Below are 19,612 nucleotides of genomic sequence, written 5' to 3' on the forward strand. Positions count from 1 at the left end.
ACTGCCCCGGGGAATGACTCTCGCTTTTGCCGCGCTCATGTTCGGCGCGCTCGCTACGCCATCTCACGCGCAGAAGAAATACGATCCGGGCGCCAGCGATACCGAGATCAAGGTCGGCAACATCATGCCCTATAGCGGACCGGCATCGTCCTATGCCTCGATCGGAAAATCCGAAGCGGCCTATTTCAGGATGCTGAACGACCAAGGTGGCATCAACGGCCGCAAGATCAATTTCATCAGCTATGACGATGCCTACTCGCCGCCGAAGACGGTGGAACAGGCGCGCAAGCTGGTCGAGAGCGATGAAGTGTTGCTGTTGTTCAATCCGCTGGGCACGGCGACCAATTCCGCGATCCAGAAATACATGAACCTCAAGAAAGTGCCGCATCTCTTCGTATCGTCCGGCGCCTCGAAATGGGCCGACCCAAAGCACTTCCCGTGGACCATGGGCTGGTCGCCCAGCTACCACAATGAGGGGCGCATCTGGGCCGCATGGATCCTGAAGAACCATCCCGATGCCAGGATCGGCGTGCTGTTCCAGAACGACGACATGGGAAAGGACTATTTCAGCGGCGTACGTGAGGGGCTCGGCGACAAGGCCGACAAGATGATCTCGGTGCAGGCGAGCTTCGAGACCAGCTCACCGACCGTGGATTCACAGATCGTCCAGATCAGAACCGCCAACCCCGATGTGTTCCTGAACATTGCCTCGCCCAAGTTTGCCGCGCAGGCGATCAAGAAGGTGGCCGAGCTGAACTGGAAGCCGGTGCAGATGCTAGTCAATGTCTCACAGTCTGTCGGCTCGGTGATCAAACCCGCAGGCTTCGACAATGCGCAGGGCGTGATCAGCGCGGCCTATATGAAGGATCCCACCGATCCGCAGTGGAAGGACGATCCGACCATCAAGGAATGGCTTGCCTTCATGGACAAGTATTATCCCGACGGTGACAAGAACGACATCTACACGCTGTACGGCTTCGGAATCGCGCGCACGCTGGCGCATATCTTGGAGCGATGCGGCGACACGCTCACGCGGGAGAATGTGATGAAGCAGGCCACCAGCCTCGATTATGAGGTCGGCATCTTCCTGCCCGGCACCCGCGTCAAGACCAGCCTAACCGACTACAGCCCGCTGCAGCAGTTGCAGATGATGCGTTTCAAGGGCGAACGCTGGGAACTGTTCGGACCCGTGCTGAGCAGCGAGTAGGACGAGCGCCCTACTTCGCCGCATCCTTGGCAGGCGCTGGTGCATCCTTGGTCGCCGGCGCGTCTTTCGCGGCAGCTGGAGCTTCCTTCGCAGCTGGCGCCGGCTTCTTTTGCGCCGCCTGCAGCTCCTCCACCGTCTTCTGCAGGGCAACGACGGTAGCCTTCAGCGCCTCGACCTGACGGTTGGCCGCATCAAGGCGCTGTTGCTGATCAAGCCGCAGCTTGCCCAACGTCTGCTGCAGGAAATTGATGTTGCTTTGCAGGCAGCTGGTGCGGCGCTCCATGGTCTTTTCGACCGTGCAGATCTCGATTCCCGGCACATCCTGCGCCTGCGCCTTGGCGGCGCCCAAAATGGTCAGCAATGTCATCGCAAGGATTGTTCGGCCGCGCATCGTTTTCCCCATCATGTCCGTCATGCCGCCAAGACCAAGCGGTGCTGGCGCCCGGCTGTCAACCAGGTGTGATGGGAACGAAGAAGATGTCCGCCCGTTCCTTGGACCGGAGCACCTCATGGCGACGCGTGAACGACGGCTGGCCGAATTCGATGGCCAGGGTGATCCTGAGCCTGATCAGGTGGTGCAAGTGTTGTGCGAGGACCACAGCGGCACCTATCAGCTGCCCTTCCCTTGCCAGTTCATCGATGGCGAATGGCGCAATGCCGAGACGGGCAGCACGGTCGAGGCACGCGTAGTCGGATGGCGGCTGCCACGTACAGCGTGAGCGCCGTGTACCTGCTTTAGGGGCGGCGGCGCACTTCGCCGGCCATCGCTTACGCGTACAGATAGCCGACCGGCTTGCCCTCGGTCCGCAGGGGACGGATGTCATTCTGTGTAATGATCTTGGCCGCCAAGCCGTCGATTTCATCGCGCTGGGTCGGCGTCCAGCTTCGAAGCTGCTCCATGCCTTTCAGCAGGCCAAGCCGGAGGACTTGCGTATTTTCGCCCATCCCGATGAGACTGGTCGAATTCTTGCCCGCCGTCACCACATCACCGGCCGCAAGTTCGAACGTCTTCCCAGCACTATCCACGAATTCTGCCGTGCCGCGAATGACGCGATAGATGACAACCTCACCTTTCGCGAAAGAGGCGGCATCCACGGCCGCCGCGGAACTCTTCGGCAAGAGGGACTTGCCATGCGGATCGGTTGCGATGATGTGACCGGTGACAAGATGCCCGCTCGGAGCCTCGATGCCAATATCGCGCACATAGACGGGCGCCGCCGACTTGATGGTGTCATCAGCCAGCAGCTTGAAGAGCGCATCCAGCGCCAGCGGATCCTGAAGCCAGAAGCCTGCATCGTCCGGGCGATCATGCAGCGCATGGGTCCAGGCCATACGTGGCGTCTCGGCTTCGTTGATCTGATCCGGACCCACGATTGTCGGGTTCGGGAAGGTCGTCGGATCGGTTACGAAGGCTTCGAGAAACTTGCCGGAGTAGCCCATGGAGAGGGGATCGGGCACCACCGTCTGCGGTGTCTTCAGGTTCTCCTCCGTGGACAGACCTGACCAGGTGTAGAACAGCTGACGATGCACGATCGCGCTTTGCAGCATCACTGCGCCAGGGCCGACATTGTAGAAGCGCCCATCGTAATCGAAGGTGAACATGCCCGACGTGACCAGCACGAGCTGGAAGCCGCCTGGTGGAAGATGCAGATGGAAGTCGGTAGGGCCCGTGTCTTCGCGATAGATCGGCAGATTGGTCGCGACTTCATGGAGCAGGAAAGTTTCGTTATTGGCGTGAAAGCCTTCATTGGCGCGGCTATAGAGTGCCTGCGGGCGATAGGTCGCCTCGTATGTCGTATCCTTTTGCCGATCGATCGCTACGAAATCCCCATGATTCAGGCGGAGAGGATCGCCGTTCGGGTGCTTAAGCCCAGGCCATTTGAGGTCGATCGCAGCATGTACATTCATGGGATCCTCCAACGTGTTTAAAAACACCCGGGGACCGAACTGTGATTGGCGTGCAATCGATCGGCAGCCAACGCAATGCGGCTCGCGAGAAATTACTGCTATGCGAAAATCGCGCCAGCTGGCGTCAAAGGCGTTTTGATACCAATCGCGCTCGTCAGCAGGTGATCTGGCGGCCAAACCGCGCAAATCCTCGGGCGAGCGCTACAAATTCTGGATACAAGTTGAGCACGCCGTGCCCGATCTGTAAGCCGGCGGGGCGTTGCCGAACTATCAATCAGTACTCGACCTCGAGCTCCTCGATATCGGTAGGCTCCTGCCTGGCCGCGGCAATCCATTCCTGCATTTCGGGCAGGTTCATCACCATGCTGGCATAGGCTGATAGCTGCGGATCGAGCTTGACGTCATAGGTCGCGAAGCGCGTCACCACCGGCGCATACATGGCGTCCGCCATGCTGCGGGTGCCGAACAGGAAAGGGCCGCCGGACTTCGACAGACACTCGCGCCAGATTGTGCAGATCCGGTCGATATCGGCTTGCGCGCGCGACCAGACCTTGAAGTTCGGAAAATGCCCCTTGATGTTGACCGGCAGCGACGCTCGCAATGTCGTGAAGCCGGAATGGATTTCACCCGAAATCGAGCGGCAATGCGCCCGCAGGATGCGGTCCGCCGGCAATAGCTTTGCTTCCGGCATGATCTCGTTGAGATATTCGGCGATTGCCAGCGTATCCCAGACCACCGCCCCTTCATGGCGCAGGCAGGGCACCAGGATCGATGAAGACAGCAACAGGATCTCGGCCTTGGCGGAGGCATCGTCCGGCGCCGTAACGACTTCGTCGAACTCAAGGCCTGAGAATTTTGTCAGCAGCCACCCTCGCAATGACCACGACGAGTAGTTCTTGCTGCTGATGGTGAGTGTCGCGTTGGCCATCACTTATCCCCCTTACGCCCGAACCCAGGCAGCCGGTCAGCCCTCGGGGTAACCGGTTCCCGGCTGCCCATTGCTTGTGCTGCTTTAATTTTATTCAGCAAACCACGTGCCAGTTTTCCAGACGAATTGACTCTTCTCTGGCTTCAATATTGCATAGCAACACAGCAGGGATAGCTCCGGATGATGTCAATGATGTATCAGGCCTACCAGAATCACATGGATCTGACAGCACCTTGGCGCACCGGTGCGTCTGCCGCATTGAAGTACCTCAATCTCGTCCCGGCCGGCACGTCCGAGAAACTGTTCGGCCGCCTCGCGGCAGCACTTGAGCTGATCTCACGCTCCGCCCTCACCTATCATCGGCCCGAATTCGATATCGGCAAGGTGATGGTCGGTAACAGCGAGCATGAGGTGACGGAAGAAGTCACCTTCAAGACGCCATTCGGATCGCTGCTACACTTCAAGAAAGAGAATGCACCGGAGCAGCCACGCATGCTGCTGGTGGCGCCGATGTCCGGCCACTTCGCGACGCTGCTGCGCGGCACTGTGAAGACCCTGCTGCAGGACCATGACGTCTATATCACAGACTGGCACAACCCGCGCGACATACCGCTCGATCAGGGCAAGTTCGGCCTCGACGAATATACCGAGCACCTGATCACATTCATGAATGAGCTCGGCCCGCGTTCCCACATGGTCGCGATTTGCCAACCGTCCGTGTCGGCGCTAGCTGCAGCAGCTATCATGTCGGAAGACAATCACCCTGCGCGACCGGCAAGCCTGACGCTGATGGCGGGCCCGATCGATACGCGCATTCAGCCGACCAAGGTCAACGAGTTCGCCAAGAGCAAATCGTTGAAGTGGTTCGAAGATAACATGATCAACTACGTGCCATTCCAGTGCAAAGGCGCGTTCCGGCAGGTCTATCCCGGCTTCATTCAGTTGACAGCATTCGTCTCGATGAATCTCGAGCGGCACATCAAGTCACATGTCGATCTCGCCGAGCATCTCGCCAAGGGCGAGACCGAGAAGGCGGAAGTCATCAAGACGTTCTATGATGAATATTTCGCCGTGATGGATCTGCCAGGAGAGTTCTATATCGACACCATCCGCGACGTGTTCCAGGAGCATCTGTTGCCGCAAGGCAAGCTGACCTACAAGGGCCGGACCGTGAACTGCGCATCGATCAAGCGCATGGGGCTGATGACGGTCGAGGGCGAGAAGGATGATATCTGCTCGATCGGCCAGACTCTAGCAGCCCAGGATCTCTGCACCGGCGTGCGAGCCTATCGCAAAGTCCATCACATGCAGGCCGGTGTCGGCCATTACGGTGTATTCAGCGGACGCCGTTGGAACAACGAGATCTACCCGCTGCTGCGGGATTTTGTTCACGTGAATTCGTGAAACCCTGCGTTGTATACAAATAGTCGGGCGCTTCACCCAAATTGGTGACGCGGATGTCGCAGGAATAACCTACGTCGATACCGGGAATTGTTTCGCCGCTGCTTCAGCAGCATAGCAGCGGTTTCTTATTACCGCTTCGGCGGACCGTGTATTGACGACTGCACGATTTTTCACCGGACATACTTACGCATCAAGGCCGGCCATCGTGCCGGCCTTTTTCGTGGATTTTTCAGGCGTCCCGGTCCGGGATCAATTGAACTCGCGGCTGGCCCAGAAGCCGAACCAAGTCCACCTGCCGCTCGACGCCGGTTTTCAAGAAGACGGATTTCAGCTGGGTCCGCACGGTGTTCAGGCTGACGCTCTGCATTTTCGAGATGGCGGTGACTGAGTTGCCATCGATCAAAAGGCTGGTGATCCGCGCTTCAGCCGGCGTCAAATCGAACAAAGCCTGCAGAAGCTCCGGACCCGGGCTGCGCTGCTGGTGGGTGATCGGCGTCAGGAGCAGAATCGACATAGCGCCCGCAAAAACATCGAGGCCAGCCAGACGGAGGGGCAGCACATGCGCGATCAAGGGTGGGCTGTGCTCAGTCCCAGAAATTGGAATTGAACGGCCCGTTTTCGACAGAGACAAGGGCTTGCTCAGCGCCTCGATAAACATGGTCTGAGCGACCTGCGAGGCGAACTGCACCTGATCCTGCGCGCCAATGCCGACAATCGTCGTGCTGGAAATGAACCCAGGATTGGCCGCGATAACGCGCCCCTCCTGACTGACAGCACTCGCGGGAAGACCAATCATCTGAAGTGTCGCAACCGCCGTGCGGGCACGTTCGAAGCCCAGACGACCAGACAACACCGCCGCGCGGGCCAGATGAGGCCGGAGGCCATCCAGTTGATCCGCCACAGCGCGTTCAACCGGCCCCTTGGCGTAAGCCTTCTCTACCGAAATCACGAGCGTATCACCGGAGGGAGACCTTACCGAGGTACCGGCGCACCAGCCGAGACCCGCCGGCCGGAGAATGTCCCGATAGAAGCTCTCATTGTCGAGTTCTTCTATCGTGAAACGGTCCAGATCCGTCAGAAACCACGGCTCGTTTTCCGCGATTAGTCTGGCGCTTCGTGGATTCTTGGTCGCATAGGGACTCTTGGTCCAACGATCGATCCGCTCGCGAATTCTCTCAGATGACGTCCACCGCGGAATGCCGGGCGCGGATGCGAAAATCATCGCACCTTCGGCATCTGCCATCGCCGCCAGGCGATCGAACACCTGCGGCCAACGCTCCGGCAAAACTCCCGCTTCATAAATCTCGTCGACGAGCGTTTCAAAATTCACGGATGGATCCAGCAACACGGTTTCCGGCGGCTCGCGTCTCGGTCATCACGGTGAGAAAGCAGCACCCATCATACAACACCGCAGACATCGGACAATTCCCGAGACCATTCGGAAATCTGCGACCACGATGCTGATGTGCGCGAAATGCCACTTTCGCCAGCCGCCGTTCAGGAGGCGAATGGTATTCACCGCCTAACTAGACCGGTCTCGCGCTGCTCGCCAGTGTCAAGCGAGAGATTTTATGCCAGAGGCGCTTTTGCCGGCGGCAACTCCCGCGGCAAAATCAATGCAGCGACGATCACCAGCGCCGACAAGGCGGCAAAGGCGTGCAACATCATGATGAAGCCACCCTGCTCGTACAACCACGCGACAAGCCCGACCGAGGCTCCCGCTGCGGTAAAGCCAACGAAATAACGCACGGCGTAGGCGCGCGACCGCCACTCCTCGCTTGTATACTTGCCGACGATCGCCTCGTTGACGGTGATCTGCCCGAACAGACCAATGATAATGCCGATCGCGACGACAATCAGTGAGATGTTCGATTGCGACGCTGCGAAATACAGGAACGGCGCGAGCACCAGCGACAACGGAACGCTCACCGCCTTCAGCGAGTGCTTATCGATCAGCTTGCCGATGTTGTACTGGGTTGCCGCGCCGAAGACGTAGACGCAGGCGGCAATAATGCCGAGCAATGCCGGGCTGTCCGTCATGTCGGACAGACGCTCGGCAAACAGTTTTGGCAGCGCGACGGTGATGGCGTTGAAGACGGTGGAGATCGCGACCACCGTGACCAACAGTGCAAGGATCACACGCCACATGTCGGACTTCGCGACGCGCGCTTGCGCCGCGGCCTGTTTGAATCCCGAGCGATCTTCATGCGCGACCTCGCGCATGAAGACAACGCCGGCCGCGACGGTGACCAGGCCGGGAATGATGAAGGCCCAGCGCCAGCCGAGGAACTGACCGAGTACGCCGGTGATCAGTGCGGAAGATGCCACGCCGAAATTGCCGAACACGCCGTTAATGCCCATCGCGCTGCCGAGCTTGTCGGCATAGGAGACGATCATCGCCGTGCCGACCGGATGATAGATCGACGCGAACAGGCCAACCGAGAACAGCGCCGCACCAAGCTGCAAAGGCGTCTGCACCAGGCCGACAGCCATCATCGACAGACCGATGCCATAGAAGAAGATCACCATCATGTGGCGACGGCTCCAGCGGTCCCCGAGCCAGCCGGTCACCAACGAGCCGGCCCCAAACGCCATGAAGCCCGGCGTCGCATAGGGCAGCAGCTCGGTATAGGTCATATTCATGGCCGGACCCATCACGAGCACCGCTGCCGCAAAGATCAGCATCGCGTAGTGGTCGATGAAATGGGCGACATTAACGAGGGTGATGACCCGGCTGGGGACGTTCATGAATCGATTCCTTGGCAACCTTGGAATGCCGTTATATGAGCTTGCTCTAACGGGATGTTGCCAATGAATGTCGCAGAACCGCCAATCCTGGACTTATCGGAGCGCCGGCGCTCGGCGACCGACGGTGTCCACATCCTGGCGACGCGCTACCGCAAGGGCATCCGGCTGGACACCCATGCCCATCGCGAGGCGCAACTCGTATTCGCCGCTGCGGGCACTATGCAGGTCACGACTCCAAAGGGCCGCTGGCTGGTGCCACCGGATCGCGCGGTCTGGGTGCCGGCCCACCTGCCCCACGCCATCGACGTTCTGGCCGACATCGAGATGCGCTCGCTGTATTTCAACGTCGATTGGCTGGCGCGGGATCGACGCAATGGCGACCTCGCAGCGGAGTTCGTGGTTCGCGTGTCGCGCCTGTTACACGAGTCGATCCTGGCACTATTCGACGGGCGCGATGACGTCACGCGCAATCAGCTGTTGATCGAGATTGCCATGCTCGAACTGCATCAGGCTGGCGATCCAGCCACCTTCATGCCGCTGCCGCAAGAGCCGCGCTGCCGACGCGCGGCGGAGATGGTGCTGGCCGATCCGACGCAGACTTACGAGATCGAAACATTGGCGCGCACCGTCGGCACGTCTGCACGTACACTATCGCGGCTTTTTTCGGCAGAAACGCAATTGAGCTTCAAGAGCTGGTGTCAACGCGCCCGGATCGCAGAGGCGATCGAACGACTATCGATGAACCGCAACGTGTCGGTGAAGCAACTCGCTGCCGATCTCGGCTATGCCAGCTTCTCGGCGTTTTCGCACGCGTTCCGGCAAGTGACGGGCAAGAGCCCGACAGAGTTTATCGAGGCGAAGTAGCGCCGCTTAGCGCGGCACCACCGCAGTCGCCTCGATCTCGACGCGCGCAGCGAGTTCAACCAGACGCACGACCTGCACCAGCGCCATTGCCGGATAGTGTGCACCGAAGATCTCGCGATAGGCCTGACCGAGCGCTTTGAGATTGCCGAGATATTCTTCCATATCGACGACATACCAGGTCAGCCGCACGAGATGCTCGGGCTTCGCGCCACCTTCCGCGAGGATGTCGGAAATGTTCTGCAGTGCCTGACGCACCTGCGATACAAAATCCGGCTTCAGCTTCTCCTCGGCGTCCCAGCCAATTACACCACCGGTCACGACGATGCGGCCATCTGCCGTCATGCCATTGGCATAGCCTTTGGGCTTCGGCCAGCCACTCGGCTGCAATGCGCGCGAAACGGATGCTGCAACATCGCCCTTTGCGTTTGGCACCACGGTCAATGTCGGGCCCTTTGGTGCATTCACCGGGCAATCCTCCCTGAAAGAAACGTCTTCAAACTTATGCGGCAACGGTCGGTGACACGCCCGCCGCGGCTTGCTGGCGAAGCGCAAAGCGCTTCAGCTTGCCGGTCTCGGTCTTGGGCAGTTGTGTCACGAATTCGATGGCGCGCGGATATTTGTAAGGCGCGATCTCGCGCTTCACGTGGTTCTGCAACTCGGTCGCTAGCGCGTCGCTCCCCGCTTGACCGGGAGCCAGAACGACATAAGCCTTCACGATCATACCGCGATCGGCATCGGGGCAACCGACAACGCCGCAATCGACCACGGCTTCATGGGTGAGCAAAGCCGCTTCGACATCGGGGCCAGCGATATTGTAACCCGCCGACACGATCATGTCGTCCGAGCGCGACTGGTACCAGAAGTAGCCATCCTCATCCATCAGGAAGGTGTCGCCGGTGATGTTCCAGCCGTTCTGGACAAATTTGAGTTGACGCGGATCGGCGAGATATTTGCAGCCCGTCGGGCCCTTCACGGCGAGACGGCCTAGCGTGCCGGGTGCCACTTCGTTGCCTTCGTCGTCGATGATCTTGGCCACATAGCCGGGCACCGGTTTACCCGTGGAGCCCGGACGGATTTCTTCCTCAATGGCGCAAATGAAGATGTGCAGCATCTCGGTGCCGCCGATGCCATCCATCAGCTTGATGCCAGTTGCCTTCAGCCACGCATCATAGGTGCCCTTCGGCAGCGTCTCGCCGGCGGAGACGCATTTGCGCAGCGTCGAAAGATCGTACTGGTCGATCTTGCCGAGAATGGCGCGATAGGCGGTGGGCGCGGTGAAGCACACCGTCACCTTGTGCTTGGCAACGGCCACAGGCAGCTCGTCGGGACCAGCCTTCTCGAGCACCACGAAGGACGCGCCAATATGCAGCGGGAACAGTACGCCACCGAAACCGAACGTGAAGGCCAGCGGCGCCGAACCGATGAAGCGATCTTCCGGGCTAGCGCGTAGCACATTGCGCGCAAAGCCGTCGCACACCGCAAGCATGTCGCGGTGGAAATGCATGGTGCCCTTCGGGTCGCCCGTCGTGCCCGAAGTGAAGGCGATCAGGCAGATATCATCCGAAGCCGTATCGACGGCGGTGAATTCCGGGCTGGCTTCGGCGATCATCTTGTCGAGTTCGGCTTCGCCGGCGCCCCAATATACGACGCGCTTGAGTTCAGGCGAAACCGCCTTGGCCTTCTCCATCTCGTCCGACAGCTTGCTGTCGCACAGCGCCAGCGAGATCTTCGCCTTCTGCAGCGGATAGGACAGTTCCTTCGCACGCAGCAGCGGCATGGTCGACACGCAGACGCCGCCGGCCTTGATGATCGCGAGATAGGTCGCAACCATCATCGGATTGTTGGCGGAACGCAGCAGCACGCGGCCACCGGTGACAAGGCCGAGCTTGTTGACCAGCACGTTGCTGATCTTGTTCACGAGCTCATAGAGCTCGCGATAGGTGTAGCTCTCGTTCAGCCCGATCATGCACGGCGCATCGCCGCGCCCCTCGGCGACCCAGCGATCGAGAAATGGCACCACGCAATTGATGCGGGGCGGATAGTGAAATTCTGGCCGGGTGAACAGAAACTCCGGCAGTTGTTCCGGCGGGGGCATATTGTCCCGCGCAAACGTATCAACATGCGCCGTATAAGGCTTTGTCAGCTGAGTATCAGCGGCCATTGCAATGCTCCCGTCACGTCAGATGCCCGGCAACGTCATCCAAATATCATTTTAGACTTAAAACAGTTTTCCGCAACTGCGGAGTCTTGCGGCACGCCGAAAATTTCGGCTGAGGATGCGAATTTGCGCAGTTTGTTTAGGCAACCGCGCCTAAAGCGTGGCCAGCGCCTTCAGCCGCAGCACCATGGCGGACTGCGGATCGGCCAACGGTGCGACGGCGGTAAAATGATTTGCGCCGGGAAGCGCCTCGAAGCGCGCGGGAATATGGACACCCCAGGCGTCGACGATGCTTTGGCTCTGCCGCAAGTATTCGACGCCCTCATCACCACCGACCACCGCATCAAGACACCCGCGCGAAGGCGCCGGCCAGAACGACGGGCTGACCTCACGGGCGCTGGTATCGCTCAAATGCAATGCATTGTTGATGGATGTCGGCACCAGCGGCCCCAGATCGAACAGGCCGGAGATTGCATAGGCACCGACAATCAGGTCCTGCGGCAGCGCGGAATCGAGCGCGCGCCAATCCGTCGCCAGCATGCAGGCGGCGAGATGACCGCCCGCGGAATGCCCCGACACGACAAGCCGCCCGCCGAGCTTTGCCAGTTCGCGGGTCGCCGCACGCATCTGCACAATGATGTCGCCGACCGAGACGTTCGGACACAAATCGTAACTGGGGATCGCCACGCTGATGCCATGGCTGTTCAGCCCGCGCGCCAGATGGCTGAAGAACGAGGCATCCAGCGCCTGCCAGTAGCCACCGTGAATGAAGACGACAATCGGACCTTTGTCGCTGGCGGGAAAGTAGTCGATCGTGTGCCGTGCGCCTGAGCCATATGGAATGGCCCGCATCTGCACGCCGCTGTCGCGATAGGCTTTGGCGTCCTGTGCCCAGCCGGCGATCAGCGCAGAGCTTTCCGGGACTTTTGCGCGATTGTTGTATTCGGCTTCGAGATCGATCACTGCACTCACCGCGTCGCGTTTACGGCATCTTGCCGTTCGCTGCCTTTTGCGCCGCTTTCTGCGCAGAAGCCTTGGTCTTGGCGAGCAGCCGCATCAGTTCGCGGACATCCTTCGGCGCCAGATCCGTGAAGATTTCGGCGATCCAGGTCTCATGCTCTTCGGCCATCTTGCGGAACTCGGCGCGGCCGAGTTTGGTGAGCCGGATCACCTGCACCCGACGATCGGTGTCGGAGGTGCGGCGATCGACGTGGCCGGATTCGACAAGACGCTCGACCAAGCCGGTCACGTTGCCGTTCGACACCATCATGCGCTTCGAGACATCCGACAGGGTCATACCGTCGGGCACTTTGTCGAGCTGAGCCATCAGATCGAAGCGTGGGAGCGTAACATCGAAGCGTTCGCGCAAGCGGCTGCGGACTTCACCCTCGATCAATGTCGTACAGGTCAGGAGCCGGAGCCACAGGCGCAGCTCATCGCCGTGATCATCGGGAAGTTCGACAGCCTTGGTCTCGGAATCGAGAATCATGATGCAATCTTACCTGCTTGGAGCTCCCGCGGCGGCCACGAGACCGGCAATCCACAATCTCGTACCGCCCCGGCGCCGATCCTTTGACCTTCAAGGAATTTCCGCCCGACCGCAAGCCAAAACGCCGCAGCCTTGACCACCGTCGATTTTGAATATTTCTTTAAGGTTCAAATAAATTGGCCTGCGGTTTGCATAGCCAAATCGACTGATTTCTTGAGCCTGCAGATCACTTACGCTGCTTGCGGCTGCCGCCGTGGTGAGCATAAGCTAGGCAAAAGAGCAAATTTTGGGTTGGCACGTTTTTCGGCTGCCTGTCGCGGCCGAGTGGAGGAGAAGTTAATGAAGCAGTCTTTCAAACTGGCCGGTTTGGCCGCCCTGATGATGAGCGTTTCGGCCATCCCGGCCATGGCGCAGGAAAAGATCAAGGTCGGCGTGATCGTGTCGCTGTCGGGCGCCGGTGCCGTGCTCGGCCAGCAGGCGCGCGACGGCTTCAACCTCGCTGTCAAGGATCTCGGCGGCAAGATGGGCGGCAAGGACGTCGAAGTCATCGTTGTTGATGACGAACTCAAGCCGGACGTCGCCGTCACCAAGGTCAAGGGTCTGCTGGAGCGTGACAAGGTCGACTTCGTGGTCGGCCCGATCTTCTCGAACATCCTGGGCGCGATCCATAAGCCGGTGACCGAGAACAAGACCTTCCTGATCTCGCCGAATGCCGGCCCGTCGAGCTACGCGGGCAAGGAGTGCAATCCGTACTTCTATGTGACGTCGTATCAGAACGACCAGATCCACCAGATCCTCGGTAACGTCGCCCAGAAGCGCGGCTACAAGAAGATCTATCTGATGACCCCGAACTATCAGGCCGGCAAGGACTTCGTCGCCGGCGTGAAGATGGACTTCAAGGGCGAGATTCTCGAAGAGTCTTTCATCCCGCTTGGCACGCTCGACTTCCAGGCAGAGCTCTCCAAGATCGCATCGATGAAGCCTGACGCCGTGCTCACCTTCATGCCGGGCGGCATGGGCGTGAACCTCGTCAAGCAGTACAAGCAGGCCGGCCTGCTCGACCGCATTCCGTTCCTGTCGACCTTCACCGTCGATGAATCGACGCTGCCGGCCCAGCAGGATGCCGCGATCGGCATGTTCGGTGGCTCGAACTGGGCACCGACCCTCGACACTCCGCAGAACAAGAAGTTCGTGGCAGAATACGAGAAGGCCTATAATAGCGTGCCGGCAACTTACGCCTTCCAGTCCTATGACGCGGCCATGCTGATCAACAGCGCCGTCGTTGCCGTGAAGGGCGACCTCTCGGACAAGGCCAAGGTGGCTGCAGCCATGAAGAAGGCAGACTTCCCGTCGATCCGCGGCGGCTTCAAGTTCAGCAACAACGGCTACCCCGTTCAGGACTTCTTCCTGACCAAGGTTGCCAAGCGCGCTGACGGCAAGTTCCAGACCGAGATCGTCGAGAAGGTGTTCTCGAACTACGGCGATCGCTACGCCAAGGACTGCGCTGCGCAGTAATCGCCCTGGCGATCACTCATCACCGGGCCGTTGCCGCGAAGGCGGGACGGCCCGGTGTTTTATCGGCCCGTGTTTATCTCAGTATAGAAACCAAGTTATCTGATGACCCTCACGCTTGCCCTCGTCCAGATCCTGAACGGCTTGCAGTTCGGATTGATCCTGTTCCTGATCGCCGCCGGCCTCACGCTGGTGTTCGGCGTCATGGACTTCATCAATCTTGCACATGGCGTGCAATACATGGTCGGCGCCTATCTGGTCGCCGCCTTCACCGCCATGACCGGAAGTTTCGTCGCCGGCCTCGCACTGGCGCTACCAGCAGCCCTGATTTTCGGGCTCCTGCTGGAGGTCCTGATCTTTCGACATTTGTATGATCGCGACCATCTCGATCAGGTGCTCGCCACCTTTGGGGTCATCATCTTCCTCAATCAGGCCGTGAAATACATCTGGGGCGCTGCGCCGCTAAATGTTGCAATTCCTGACGCGCTGTCGGGCGCGGTCGAGATCACCGACGGCATGCTCTATCCGGTGTGGCGTCTCGTCATCATCGCCGTCGGTCTTGCTGTCGGCCTCGCGCTCTATCTCGTCGTCAACAAGACCAAGCTTGGCATGCTCGTGCGTGCCGGCGCCAGCAACGCTGCCATGGTCTCCGCGCTGGGCGTCAACATCCGCCTGCTGTTCACCATCGTGTTCGGCGTCGGCGCCATGCTTGCGGGCTTCGCCGGCGCCATGGTTGCGCCGATCCTCTCGGTAGAGCCTGGCATGGGCGACAACGTGCTCATTCTTGCTTTCGTGGTGATCGTCATCGGCGGCATCGGCTCGATCCGCGGCGCCTTCATCGCAGCCCTGCTGATCGGTCTCGTCGATACGCTCGGACGTTTCTTCGCACCCACGCTGCTCAAGCTGCTGCTCGATCCCTCGGCAGCCAGCCAGACCGGCCGCGCCATTGCGCCGATGCTGATCTATATCCTGATGGCTGCGGTGCTGTTCTTCCGGCCATCCGGCCTGTTCCCGTCCAAGCAGTAACGGGAGCAGACCATGAACAATCTCGTCGACCTCGACACCCCCGCTTCGCCTACCCTCGCAACGCCGCTGCGTACCAGCCGCGCCTATGTGCTGCCGCTGATCGTTTTCGCGATCTTCGCCCTTGTGCCGCTCTCGGTGCTGTGGGGATCGCAGAGCTTCATCCTGGCGTTGGTCACGCGCATCATGATCCTGGCGCTCGCCGCCATGTCGCTCGATCTGCTGATCGGCTACGGCGCGATGATCTCGTTCGGCCATGCCGCCTATGTCGGCCTCGGCGCCTACAGCGTCGCGATCCTTTCCAGCCACGGAATCACCGACGGCTTCATCCAGCTTGCGGTGGCGCTCGGTGTCTCGCTCATCTTCGCTCTCTTCACCGGCGCGATCTCGTTGCGGACCAAGGGCGTCTATTTCATCATGATTACGCTGGCTTTCGGCCAGATGCTGTTCTTCCTCGGCACTTCGCTGGCTGCCTATGGCGGTGACGACGGGCTAACGCTGGCATCGCGCAGCATGTTCTTCGGCTCGAAGTTTCTGAAGAACGATGTGGCGATGTATTACGTCGCCTTCGGCGTGCTGCTCGGCGCTTATCTGCTGCTCCGCGCCATCGTCGCGTCACGCTTCGGTCGGGTGCTACGCGGCATTCGCGAGAATCCCGTGCGCATGGAAGCGATCGGCTTTGCGCCCTATCGTTATCAGCTCACCGCCTACGTCATTGCGGGCATGATCGCCGGCGTGTCCGGGTTTCTGCTCGCCAACCAGACCGAATTCGTTAGCCCCGCCTATACGGCCTGGCAACGCTCCGGCGATCTGATTTTTGTGCTGGTCCTTGGTGGCCTCGGCTCACTGCATGGCGCAATCATCGGCGCGGCGGTGTTCAGCCTGCTGGCGGATATTCTGTCGCATTACACCGAGAACTGGGCGCTGATCTTCGGACCCATCTTGATCCTCGTCGTGCTGTACGCGCGCGGGGGCATCACCGGCCTGTTCGGGAGCAAATCATGAGCAGCGCTCCGCTTCAGCTGCAGAACATCTGCAAGAATTACGGCGCGCTACGCGTCACCGACGATGTGTCGCTGAACATCGAAGCCGGCGAGTTGCACGCCATCATCGGCCCCAACGGTGCCGGCAAGACCACGCTGATCCACCAGATCTCCGGTCATGCACAATCAGACTCCGGCCGTATCATCTTTGACGGCCAGGACGTTTCCCGGCTGCCGATGGCGGAGCGCGCGCGGATGGGCCTGGTGCGCTCGTTCCAGATCACCTCGATCCTGCCACGCTTCTCGGCGCTGGAGAATGTCGCCATCGCCGTTCAGGCACGCAGCGGCTCGAGCTTCAGTTTCTTCGGCAATGCATCCAAGGAGCCGGCGCTGAACGACACCGCCATGGCCCTGCTGTCGCGCTTCGGCCTCGCCGCTCGCGCAGGCGTGCCGGCTGGGCAGATGTCGCATGGCGAGAAACGCCAGCTCGAAATCGCCATTGCGCTGGCTGCAAAGCCGAAGCTGCTGCTGCTCGACGAACCGCTCGCCGGCACCAGCCACGATGAATCGCAGCGACTGATCAACACGTTGCAGGAGCTGCGCAAGGAGCTTCCCATCGTGCTGATCGAACACGATATGGACGCCGTCTTCGCACTGGCTGACCGCGTCTCGGTCCTGGTTTATGGCCGCATCATCGCCTCCGGATCGCCGCAGAGCATTCGCGACAATGCAGAGGTGCGCGCCGCCTATCTCGGCGAGGAGGCTGCCTGATGCTGTCAGTCTCAAATCTGCAGGCGGCTTACGGCGCGGCCAAGGTGCTGTTCGATATCTCGCTCACCATCAATGCCGGTGAAGTCGTTACCCTGCTCGGCCGCAACGGCATGGGCAAGACCACCACCATCAACGCCATCATGGGCCTGATTCATCCAACCGGCGGCACCGTCACATTCGACGACAAGCCGATGGCCGGGCTGCCGTCCTATCGCATCGCCCAGGCGGGCATCGGTCTCGTGCCCGAGGGCCGCCATATCTTCCCGACGCTGACCGTGGAAGAAAACCTCGTCGCCACCGCCGCCGTGCGGCATCCGCCGGCACGCTGGACGCTGGACAAGATCTACGAGCTGTTTCCACGCCTCAAGGAACGTCGCAGCAATCTCGGCACGCAATTGTCGGGCGGCGAGCAGCAGATGCTGGCTGTCGGCCGCGCGCTGATGACCAATCCGAAGCTGCTCATTCTCGATGAAGCCACCGAAGGCCTCGCCCCGCTCATTCGCCTTGAGATCTGGAATTGCCTGAAGAAGCTCAAGGCCGAGCGTCAGTCCATTCTGGTGATCGACAAAAATGTCGATGCGCTCGCCGGCTTCGCCGATCGTCATGTAGTGATCGAAAAGGGCCGCGTCGTGTGGACCGGCACATCCGAGCAACTGAAAAGCGACTCCACCGTGAAGGACCGTTTCCTCCACGTTTGATCAACTGTTTTCGAGTACCACCCGACGCGTCGTAATGCGTGACCCAAGGAAGGACCAACCATGAAGACCGAGATCGCCGGCATCACCCGCGCCAATGAAGGCATGCAGGGCATCACCTGGAACATCCTCGGCCAGACCTATGTGCCGAAGAACTGCACCGAGGATTCGTTCTCGTGGCACGCCACTTTCCCGCCCGGCACCTTCGTGCCGCCGCACATCCATCCCGACCAGGATGAGTATCTCTACATCCTCGAAGGCAAGCTCGACTTCTTCCTCGGCGGCTCCGAAACTTCGGCGACCCCGGGCGATCTGGTGCGCCTGCAGCGCGGAATTCCGCACGGCATCTTCAACAAGTCCGATCAGAACGCGAAGGTGCTGTTCTGGGTCTCGCCGAGCCGCCGGCTCTATGACCTGTTCTGGGCGATCCACAATATGAAGGAACAGAAGCCCGAGGACGTGGTGGCGCTCGCTGCCGAATACAACATCCACTTCCTGCCGCCGCCTCCCGGCGCCTAAGCGCGGCTCTTCGTTCAGGCCACATACCATCATCGACGTCATGGCCGGGCTTGTCCCGGCCATCTACGTCTTAAGCGGCGCCCAAAACGTGGATGCCCGGGACAAGCCCGCGCATGACGAAAGCTAAATTCTCGATTTGCAGCGAGCTAGATCAGCCGTTCACCACCGCAAGCCCGGGCTGCGCCGCAAAGCCAGCCTTGTGCGCATAACCCTTCACGATAGCTTCGCGCTGGGCGTAGCTCAGGACGTTCTCGACATTGTCGAAGCCATCCGGCGCAATCTGCTCGACGGCATCGATCACGCCCTCCGGGCCCCCGCGACGGTTGGAGCGCACGATCTCGGCCGTCATCGGCAGGCGCTTACGCTCATAGGCCATCAGCGCCTGGCGCGGATGTTCGGCATGGGCCAGTGAGTCGGCCAGCGCGCGCGCATCGAGGATCGCCTGCGAGGCGCCGTTCGAGCCAACCGGATACATCGGATGCGCAGCGTCGCCGAGCAACGTGACGCGGCCGCCTGACCAATATGGCAGTGGATCGCGGTCGCAGCAGGGATACTCCCAGAATTCCGGCGTCGCCGTGATCAGCGCGGGCACGTCGATATGCGGCACATTGAAACGCGCCACATGCGGCATCAATTCGTCGCGCTTGCCGGGGCGTGACCAGTCCTCGCGGCGCGGCGGCAATGTGCCACCCTCGCCGGTCTTCACCAGCACCGCCCAGTTGGTCAGCCGGTTGCCCGGCGTCTCACCCTCGGCGATCGGATAGACCACAACCTTGGCATGGAGACCACCGGCGACGATCATCGAATTTCCGGTCAGGAAGGCCGGCCAGTCGCGCGCACCGCGCCACAGCATCAGGCCATTCCAGACCGGATGTCCTTCATTCGGGAACAGCGTGCTCCGAACCTTGGAGTGGATACCGTCAGCGCCAATCAGGATATCGCCGCGCGCGGTTTCGACATGGTTGTTATTGCGATCGAAGAAATAAGCGGTGACACCACCTTCGTCTTGCGTGAAGTGACCCAGGCGACGACCGGTGTGAATCGCCTCGGCGCCAAGGCGCTCTTCCACCGCACGATGGATCGCACTCTGCAGGCGGCCGCGATGGATCGAGAATTGCGGCACGTCATGGCCGGCGCCGAAGCCGCGCTTCTCGCGCCAGACTTCCTGCCCGTGACGGTTGAGATAATGCAGCTCATCGGTGCGGATCGCCACCGCATCGAGGCGATCGAGCAGACCGAGACCAGCGAGTTCGCGGATCGCGTGTGGCAGCGTGTTGATGCCAACGCCGAGTTCGCGGATTGAGTCAGCCTGTTCGTAGAGTTCACAATTGATGCCCCGCGCCCGCAGCATCAAGGCGGTGGTCAGACCGCCAACGCCGCCGCCCACGATGATTGCTTTCATC

The 19,612-nt window shown here is 60.4% G+C and carries 20 protein-coding genes; 10 read left to right on the top strand and 10 right to left on the bottom strand.

Annotated elements, in window-relative coordinates:
- The first annotated feature begins 13 nt into the window (after positions 1–13).
- Positions 14–1,207, top strand: a complete 1,194-nt coding sequence (locus tag AB8A23_RS26180) for an ABC transporter substrate-binding protein (protein ID WP_244628445.1) — start codon at positions 14–16, stop codon at positions 1,205–1,207.
- 10 nt (positions 1,208–1,217) lie between these two features.
- Here the strand turns inward: AB8A23_RS26180 and AB8A23_RS26185 are convergent, their stop codons facing one another.
- Positions 1,218–1,598 carry a hypothetical protein gene (locus AB8A23_RS26185; protein ID WP_184514583.1) on the bottom strand — a complete coding sequence of 127 codons (381 nt, stop codon included), beginning with the start codon at positions 1,596–1,598 and terminating at the stop codon, positions 1,218–1,220.
- A gap of 118 nt (positions 1,599–1,716) precedes the next feature.
- Between AB8A23_RS26185 and AB8A23_RS26190 the strand changes: the two genes are divergently transcribed.
- Positions 1,717–1,926: a hypothetical protein gene (locus AB8A23_RS26190; RefSeq protein ID WP_184514581.1), complete on the top strand. Its 210-nt coding sequence runs from the start codon at positions 1,717–1,719 to the stop codon at positions 1,924–1,926.
- A 49-nt stretch (positions 1,927–1,975) separates the two neighbouring features.
- On the opposite strand, the gene AB8A23_RS26195 is transcribed toward AB8A23_RS26190, so the two are convergent.
- Together AB8A23_RS26195 and AB8A23_RS26200 are read right to left on the bottom strand one after the other, a co-directional pair.
- Complete coding sequence (locus AB8A23_RS26195; RefSeq protein ID WP_184514579.1) at positions 1,976–3,115, bottom strand: hypothetical protein; 1,140 nt, start codon at positions 3,113–3,115, stop codon at positions 1,976–1,978.
- A gap of 274 nt (positions 3,116–3,389) precedes the next feature.
- The gene (locus tag AB8A23_RS26200) at positions 3,390–4,043 is read right to left on the bottom strand and encodes a glutathione S-transferase family protein (protein WP_093760630.1); all 654 of its coding nucleotides are present in this window, start codon (positions 4,041–4,043) and stop codon (positions 3,390–3,392) included.
- A gap of 180 nt (positions 4,044–4,223) precedes the next feature.
- Between AB8A23_RS26200 and AB8A23_RS26205 the strand changes: the two genes are divergently transcribed.
- Positions 4,224–5,447 carry a polyhydroxyalkanoate depolymerase gene (locus AB8A23_RS26205; protein WP_439057660.1) on the top strand — a complete coding sequence of 408 codons (1,224 nt, stop codon included), beginning with the start codon at positions 4,224–4,226 and terminating at the stop codon, positions 5,445–5,447.
- 229 nt (positions 5,448–5,676) lie between these two features.
- Here AB8A23_RS26205 and AB8A23_RS26210 read toward each other — a convergent pair whose 3' ends face one another.
- Complete coding sequence (locus AB8A23_RS26210; protein WP_439057659.1) at positions 5,677–6,792, bottom strand: helix-turn-helix transcriptional regulator; 1,116 nt, start codon at positions 6,790–6,792, stop codon at positions 5,677–5,679.
- Positions 6,793–7,016: 224 nt separating this feature from the next.
- Complete coding sequence (locus AB8A23_RS26215; protein ID WP_089267410.1) at positions 7,017–8,195, bottom strand: MFS transporter; 1,179 nt, start codon at positions 8,193–8,195, stop codon at positions 7,017–7,019.
- 63 nt (positions 8,196–8,258) lie between these two features.
- Here AB8A23_RS26215 and AB8A23_RS26220 point away from each other — a divergent pair, with 63 nt between their 5' ends.
- Positions 8,259–9,059, top strand: coding sequence for an AraC family transcriptional regulator (locus AB8A23_RS26220; protein ID WP_439057658.1), 801 nt, complete (start codon positions 8,259–8,261; stop codon positions 9,057–9,059).
- A gap of 6 nt (positions 9,060–9,065) precedes the next feature.
- Here AB8A23_RS26220 and AB8A23_RS26225 read toward each other — a convergent pair whose 3' ends face one another.
- The 4 genes from AB8A23_RS26225 to AB8A23_RS26240 form a co-directional block, all read right to left on the bottom strand.
- Positions 9,066–9,524, bottom strand: coding sequence for a RidA family protein (locus AB8A23_RS26225; RefSeq protein ID WP_089267412.1), 459 nt, complete (start codon positions 9,522–9,524; stop codon positions 9,066–9,068).
- Between the two features lie 34 nt (positions 9,525–9,558).
- Positions 9,559–11,226 (bottom strand): AMP-binding protein, encoded by a 1,668-nt coding sequence (locus AB8A23_RS26230; protein WP_439060450.1) that lies wholly within the window; start codon positions 11,224–11,226, stop codon positions 9,559–9,561.
- A 144-nt stretch (positions 11,227–11,370) separates the two neighbouring features.
- Positions 11,371–12,189, bottom strand: a complete 819-nt coding sequence (locus AB8A23_RS26235) for an alpha/beta hydrolase (protein ID WP_439057657.1) — start codon at positions 12,187–12,189, stop codon at positions 11,371–11,373.
- Between the two features lie 10 nt (positions 12,190–12,199).
- A complete protein-coding gene (locus AB8A23_RS26240) occupies positions 12,200–12,706 on the bottom strand; it encodes a MarR family winged helix-turn-helix transcriptional regulator (RefSeq protein ID WP_439057656.1) in 507 nt (168 codons plus the stop codon).
- Between the two features lie 339 nt (positions 12,707–13,045).
- On the opposite strand from AB8A23_RS26240, the gene AB8A23_RS26245 reads away from it, so the two are divergent.
- The 6 genes from AB8A23_RS26245 to AB8A23_RS26270 all read left to right on the top strand — a co-directional run bounded on the left by AB8A23_RS26245 (position 13,046) and on the right by AB8A23_RS26270 (position 18,209).
- On the top strand, positions 13,046–14,221 hold the full coding sequence (locus AB8A23_RS26245) for an ABC transporter substrate-binding protein (RefSeq protein WP_093760644.1): 1,176 nt from the start codon (positions 13,046–13,048) through the stop codon (positions 14,219–14,221).
- Between the two features lie 102 nt (positions 14,222–14,323).
- Complete coding sequence (locus AB8A23_RS26250; RefSeq protein WP_089267415.1) at positions 14,324–15,244, top strand: branched-chain amino acid ABC transporter permease; 921 nt, start codon at positions 14,324–14,326, stop codon at positions 15,242–15,244.
- A gap of 12 nt (positions 15,245–15,256) precedes the next feature.
- Complete coding sequence (locus AB8A23_RS26255; protein ID WP_439057655.1) at positions 15,257–16,246, top strand: branched-chain amino acid ABC transporter permease; 990 nt, start codon at positions 15,257–15,259, stop codon at positions 16,244–16,246.
- On the top strand, positions 16,243–16,995 hold the full coding sequence (locus AB8A23_RS26260) for an ABC transporter ATP-binding protein (RefSeq protein ID WP_089267417.1): 753 nt from the start codon (positions 16,243–16,245) through the stop codon (positions 16,993–16,995). Before AB8A23_RS26255 ends, AB8A23_RS26260 begins: the two co-directional genes overlap by 4 nt.
- The gene (locus AB8A23_RS26265) at positions 16,995–17,693 is read left to right on the top strand and encodes an ABC transporter ATP-binding protein (protein ID WP_439057654.1); all 699 of its coding nucleotides are present in this window, start codon (positions 16,995–16,997) and stop codon (positions 17,691–17,693) included. The genes AB8A23_RS26260 and AB8A23_RS26265 overlap by 1 nt, the downstream gene beginning before the upstream one ends.
- A gap of 60 nt (positions 17,694–17,753) precedes the next feature.
- Complete coding sequence (locus tag AB8A23_RS26270) at positions 17,754–18,209, top strand: cupin domain-containing protein (RefSeq protein WP_089267419.1); 456 nt, start codon at positions 17,754–17,756, stop codon at positions 18,207–18,209.
- A 151-nt stretch (positions 18,210–18,360) separates the two neighbouring features.
- Here AB8A23_RS26270 and AB8A23_RS26275 read toward each other — a convergent pair whose 3' ends face one another.
- Positions 18,361–19,611, bottom strand: coding sequence for a flavin-dependent oxidoreductase (locus AB8A23_RS26275; RefSeq protein WP_175367244.1), 1,251 nt, complete (start codon positions 19,609–19,611; stop codon positions 18,361–18,363).
- Position 19,612 lies beyond the last annotated feature (1 nt).

Source organism: Tardiphaga sp. 619_E2_N8_4, from assembly GCF_051810905.1.
GTDB classification, from domain to species: Bacteria; Pseudomonadota; Alphaproteobacteria; order Rhizobiales; family Xanthobacteraceae; genus Tardiphaga; species Tardiphaga robiniae.

What these genes read in the sequence shown, in the direction of transcription:
- AB8A23_RS26180 (WP_244628445.1), top strand. Translation starts at nt 14, where the DNA reads ATGACTCTCGCTTTTGCCGCGCTCATGTTCGGCGCGCTCGCTACGCCA.
- AB8A23_RS26185 (WP_184514583.1), bottom strand. Translation starts at nt 1,598, where the DNA reads ATGCGCGGCCGAACAATCCTTGCGATGACATTGCTGACCATTTTGGGC.
- AB8A23_RS26190 (WP_184514581.1), top strand. Translation starts at nt 1,717, where the DNA reads ATGGCGACGCGTGAACGACGGCTGGCCGAATTCGATGGCCAGGGTGAT.
- AB8A23_RS26195 (WP_184514579.1), bottom strand. Translation starts at nt 3,115, where the DNA reads ATGAATGTACATGCTGCGATCGACCTCAAATGGCCTGGGCTTAAGCAC.
- AB8A23_RS26200 (WP_093760630.1), bottom strand. Translation starts at nt 4,043, where the DNA reads ATGGCCAACGCGACACTCACCATCAGCAGCAAGAACTACTCGTCGTGG.
- AB8A23_RS26205 (WP_439057660.1), top strand. Translation starts at nt 4,224, where the DNA reads ATGATGTCAATGATGTATCAGGCCTACCAGAATCACATGGATCTGACA.
- AB8A23_RS26215 (WP_089267410.1), bottom strand. Translation starts at nt 8,195, where the DNA reads ATGAACGTCCCCAGCCGGGTCATCACCCTCGTTAATGTCGCCCATTTC.
- AB8A23_RS26220 (WP_439057658.1), top strand. Translation starts at nt 8,259, where the DNA reads ATGAATGTCGCAGAACCGCCAATCCTGGACTTATCGGAGCGCCGGCGC.
- AB8A23_RS26240 (WP_439057656.1), bottom strand. Translation starts at nt 12,706, where the DNA reads ATGATTCTCGATTCCGAGACCAAGGCTGTCGAACTTCCCGATGATCAC.
- AB8A23_RS26245 (WP_093760644.1), top strand. Translation starts at nt 13,046, where the DNA reads ATGAAGCAGTCTTTCAAACTGGCCGGTTTGGCCGCCCTGATGATGAGC.
- AB8A23_RS26250 (WP_089267415.1), top strand. Translation starts at nt 14,324, where the DNA reads ATGACCCTCACGCTTGCCCTCGTCCAGATCCTGAACGGCTTGCAGTTC.
- AB8A23_RS26255 (WP_439057655.1), top strand. Translation starts at nt 15,257, where the DNA reads ATGAACAATCTCGTCGACCTCGACACCCCCGCTTCGCCTACCCTCGCA.
- AB8A23_RS26260 (WP_089267417.1), top strand. Translation starts at nt 16,243, where the DNA reads ATGAGCAGCGCTCCGCTTCAGCTGCAGAACATCTGCAAGAATTACGGC.
- AB8A23_RS26265 (WP_439057654.1), top strand. Translation starts at nt 16,995, where the DNA reads ATGCTGTCAGTCTCAAATCTGCAGGCGGCTTACGGCGCGGCCAAGGTG.
- AB8A23_RS26270 (WP_089267419.1), top strand. Translation starts at nt 17,754, where the DNA reads ATGAAGACCGAGATCGCCGGCATCACCCGCGCCAATGAAGGCATGCAG.
- AB8A23_RS26275 (WP_175367244.1), bottom strand. Translation starts at nt 19,611, where the DNA reads ATGAAAGCAATCATCGTGGGCGGCGGCGTTGGCGGTCTGACCACCGCC.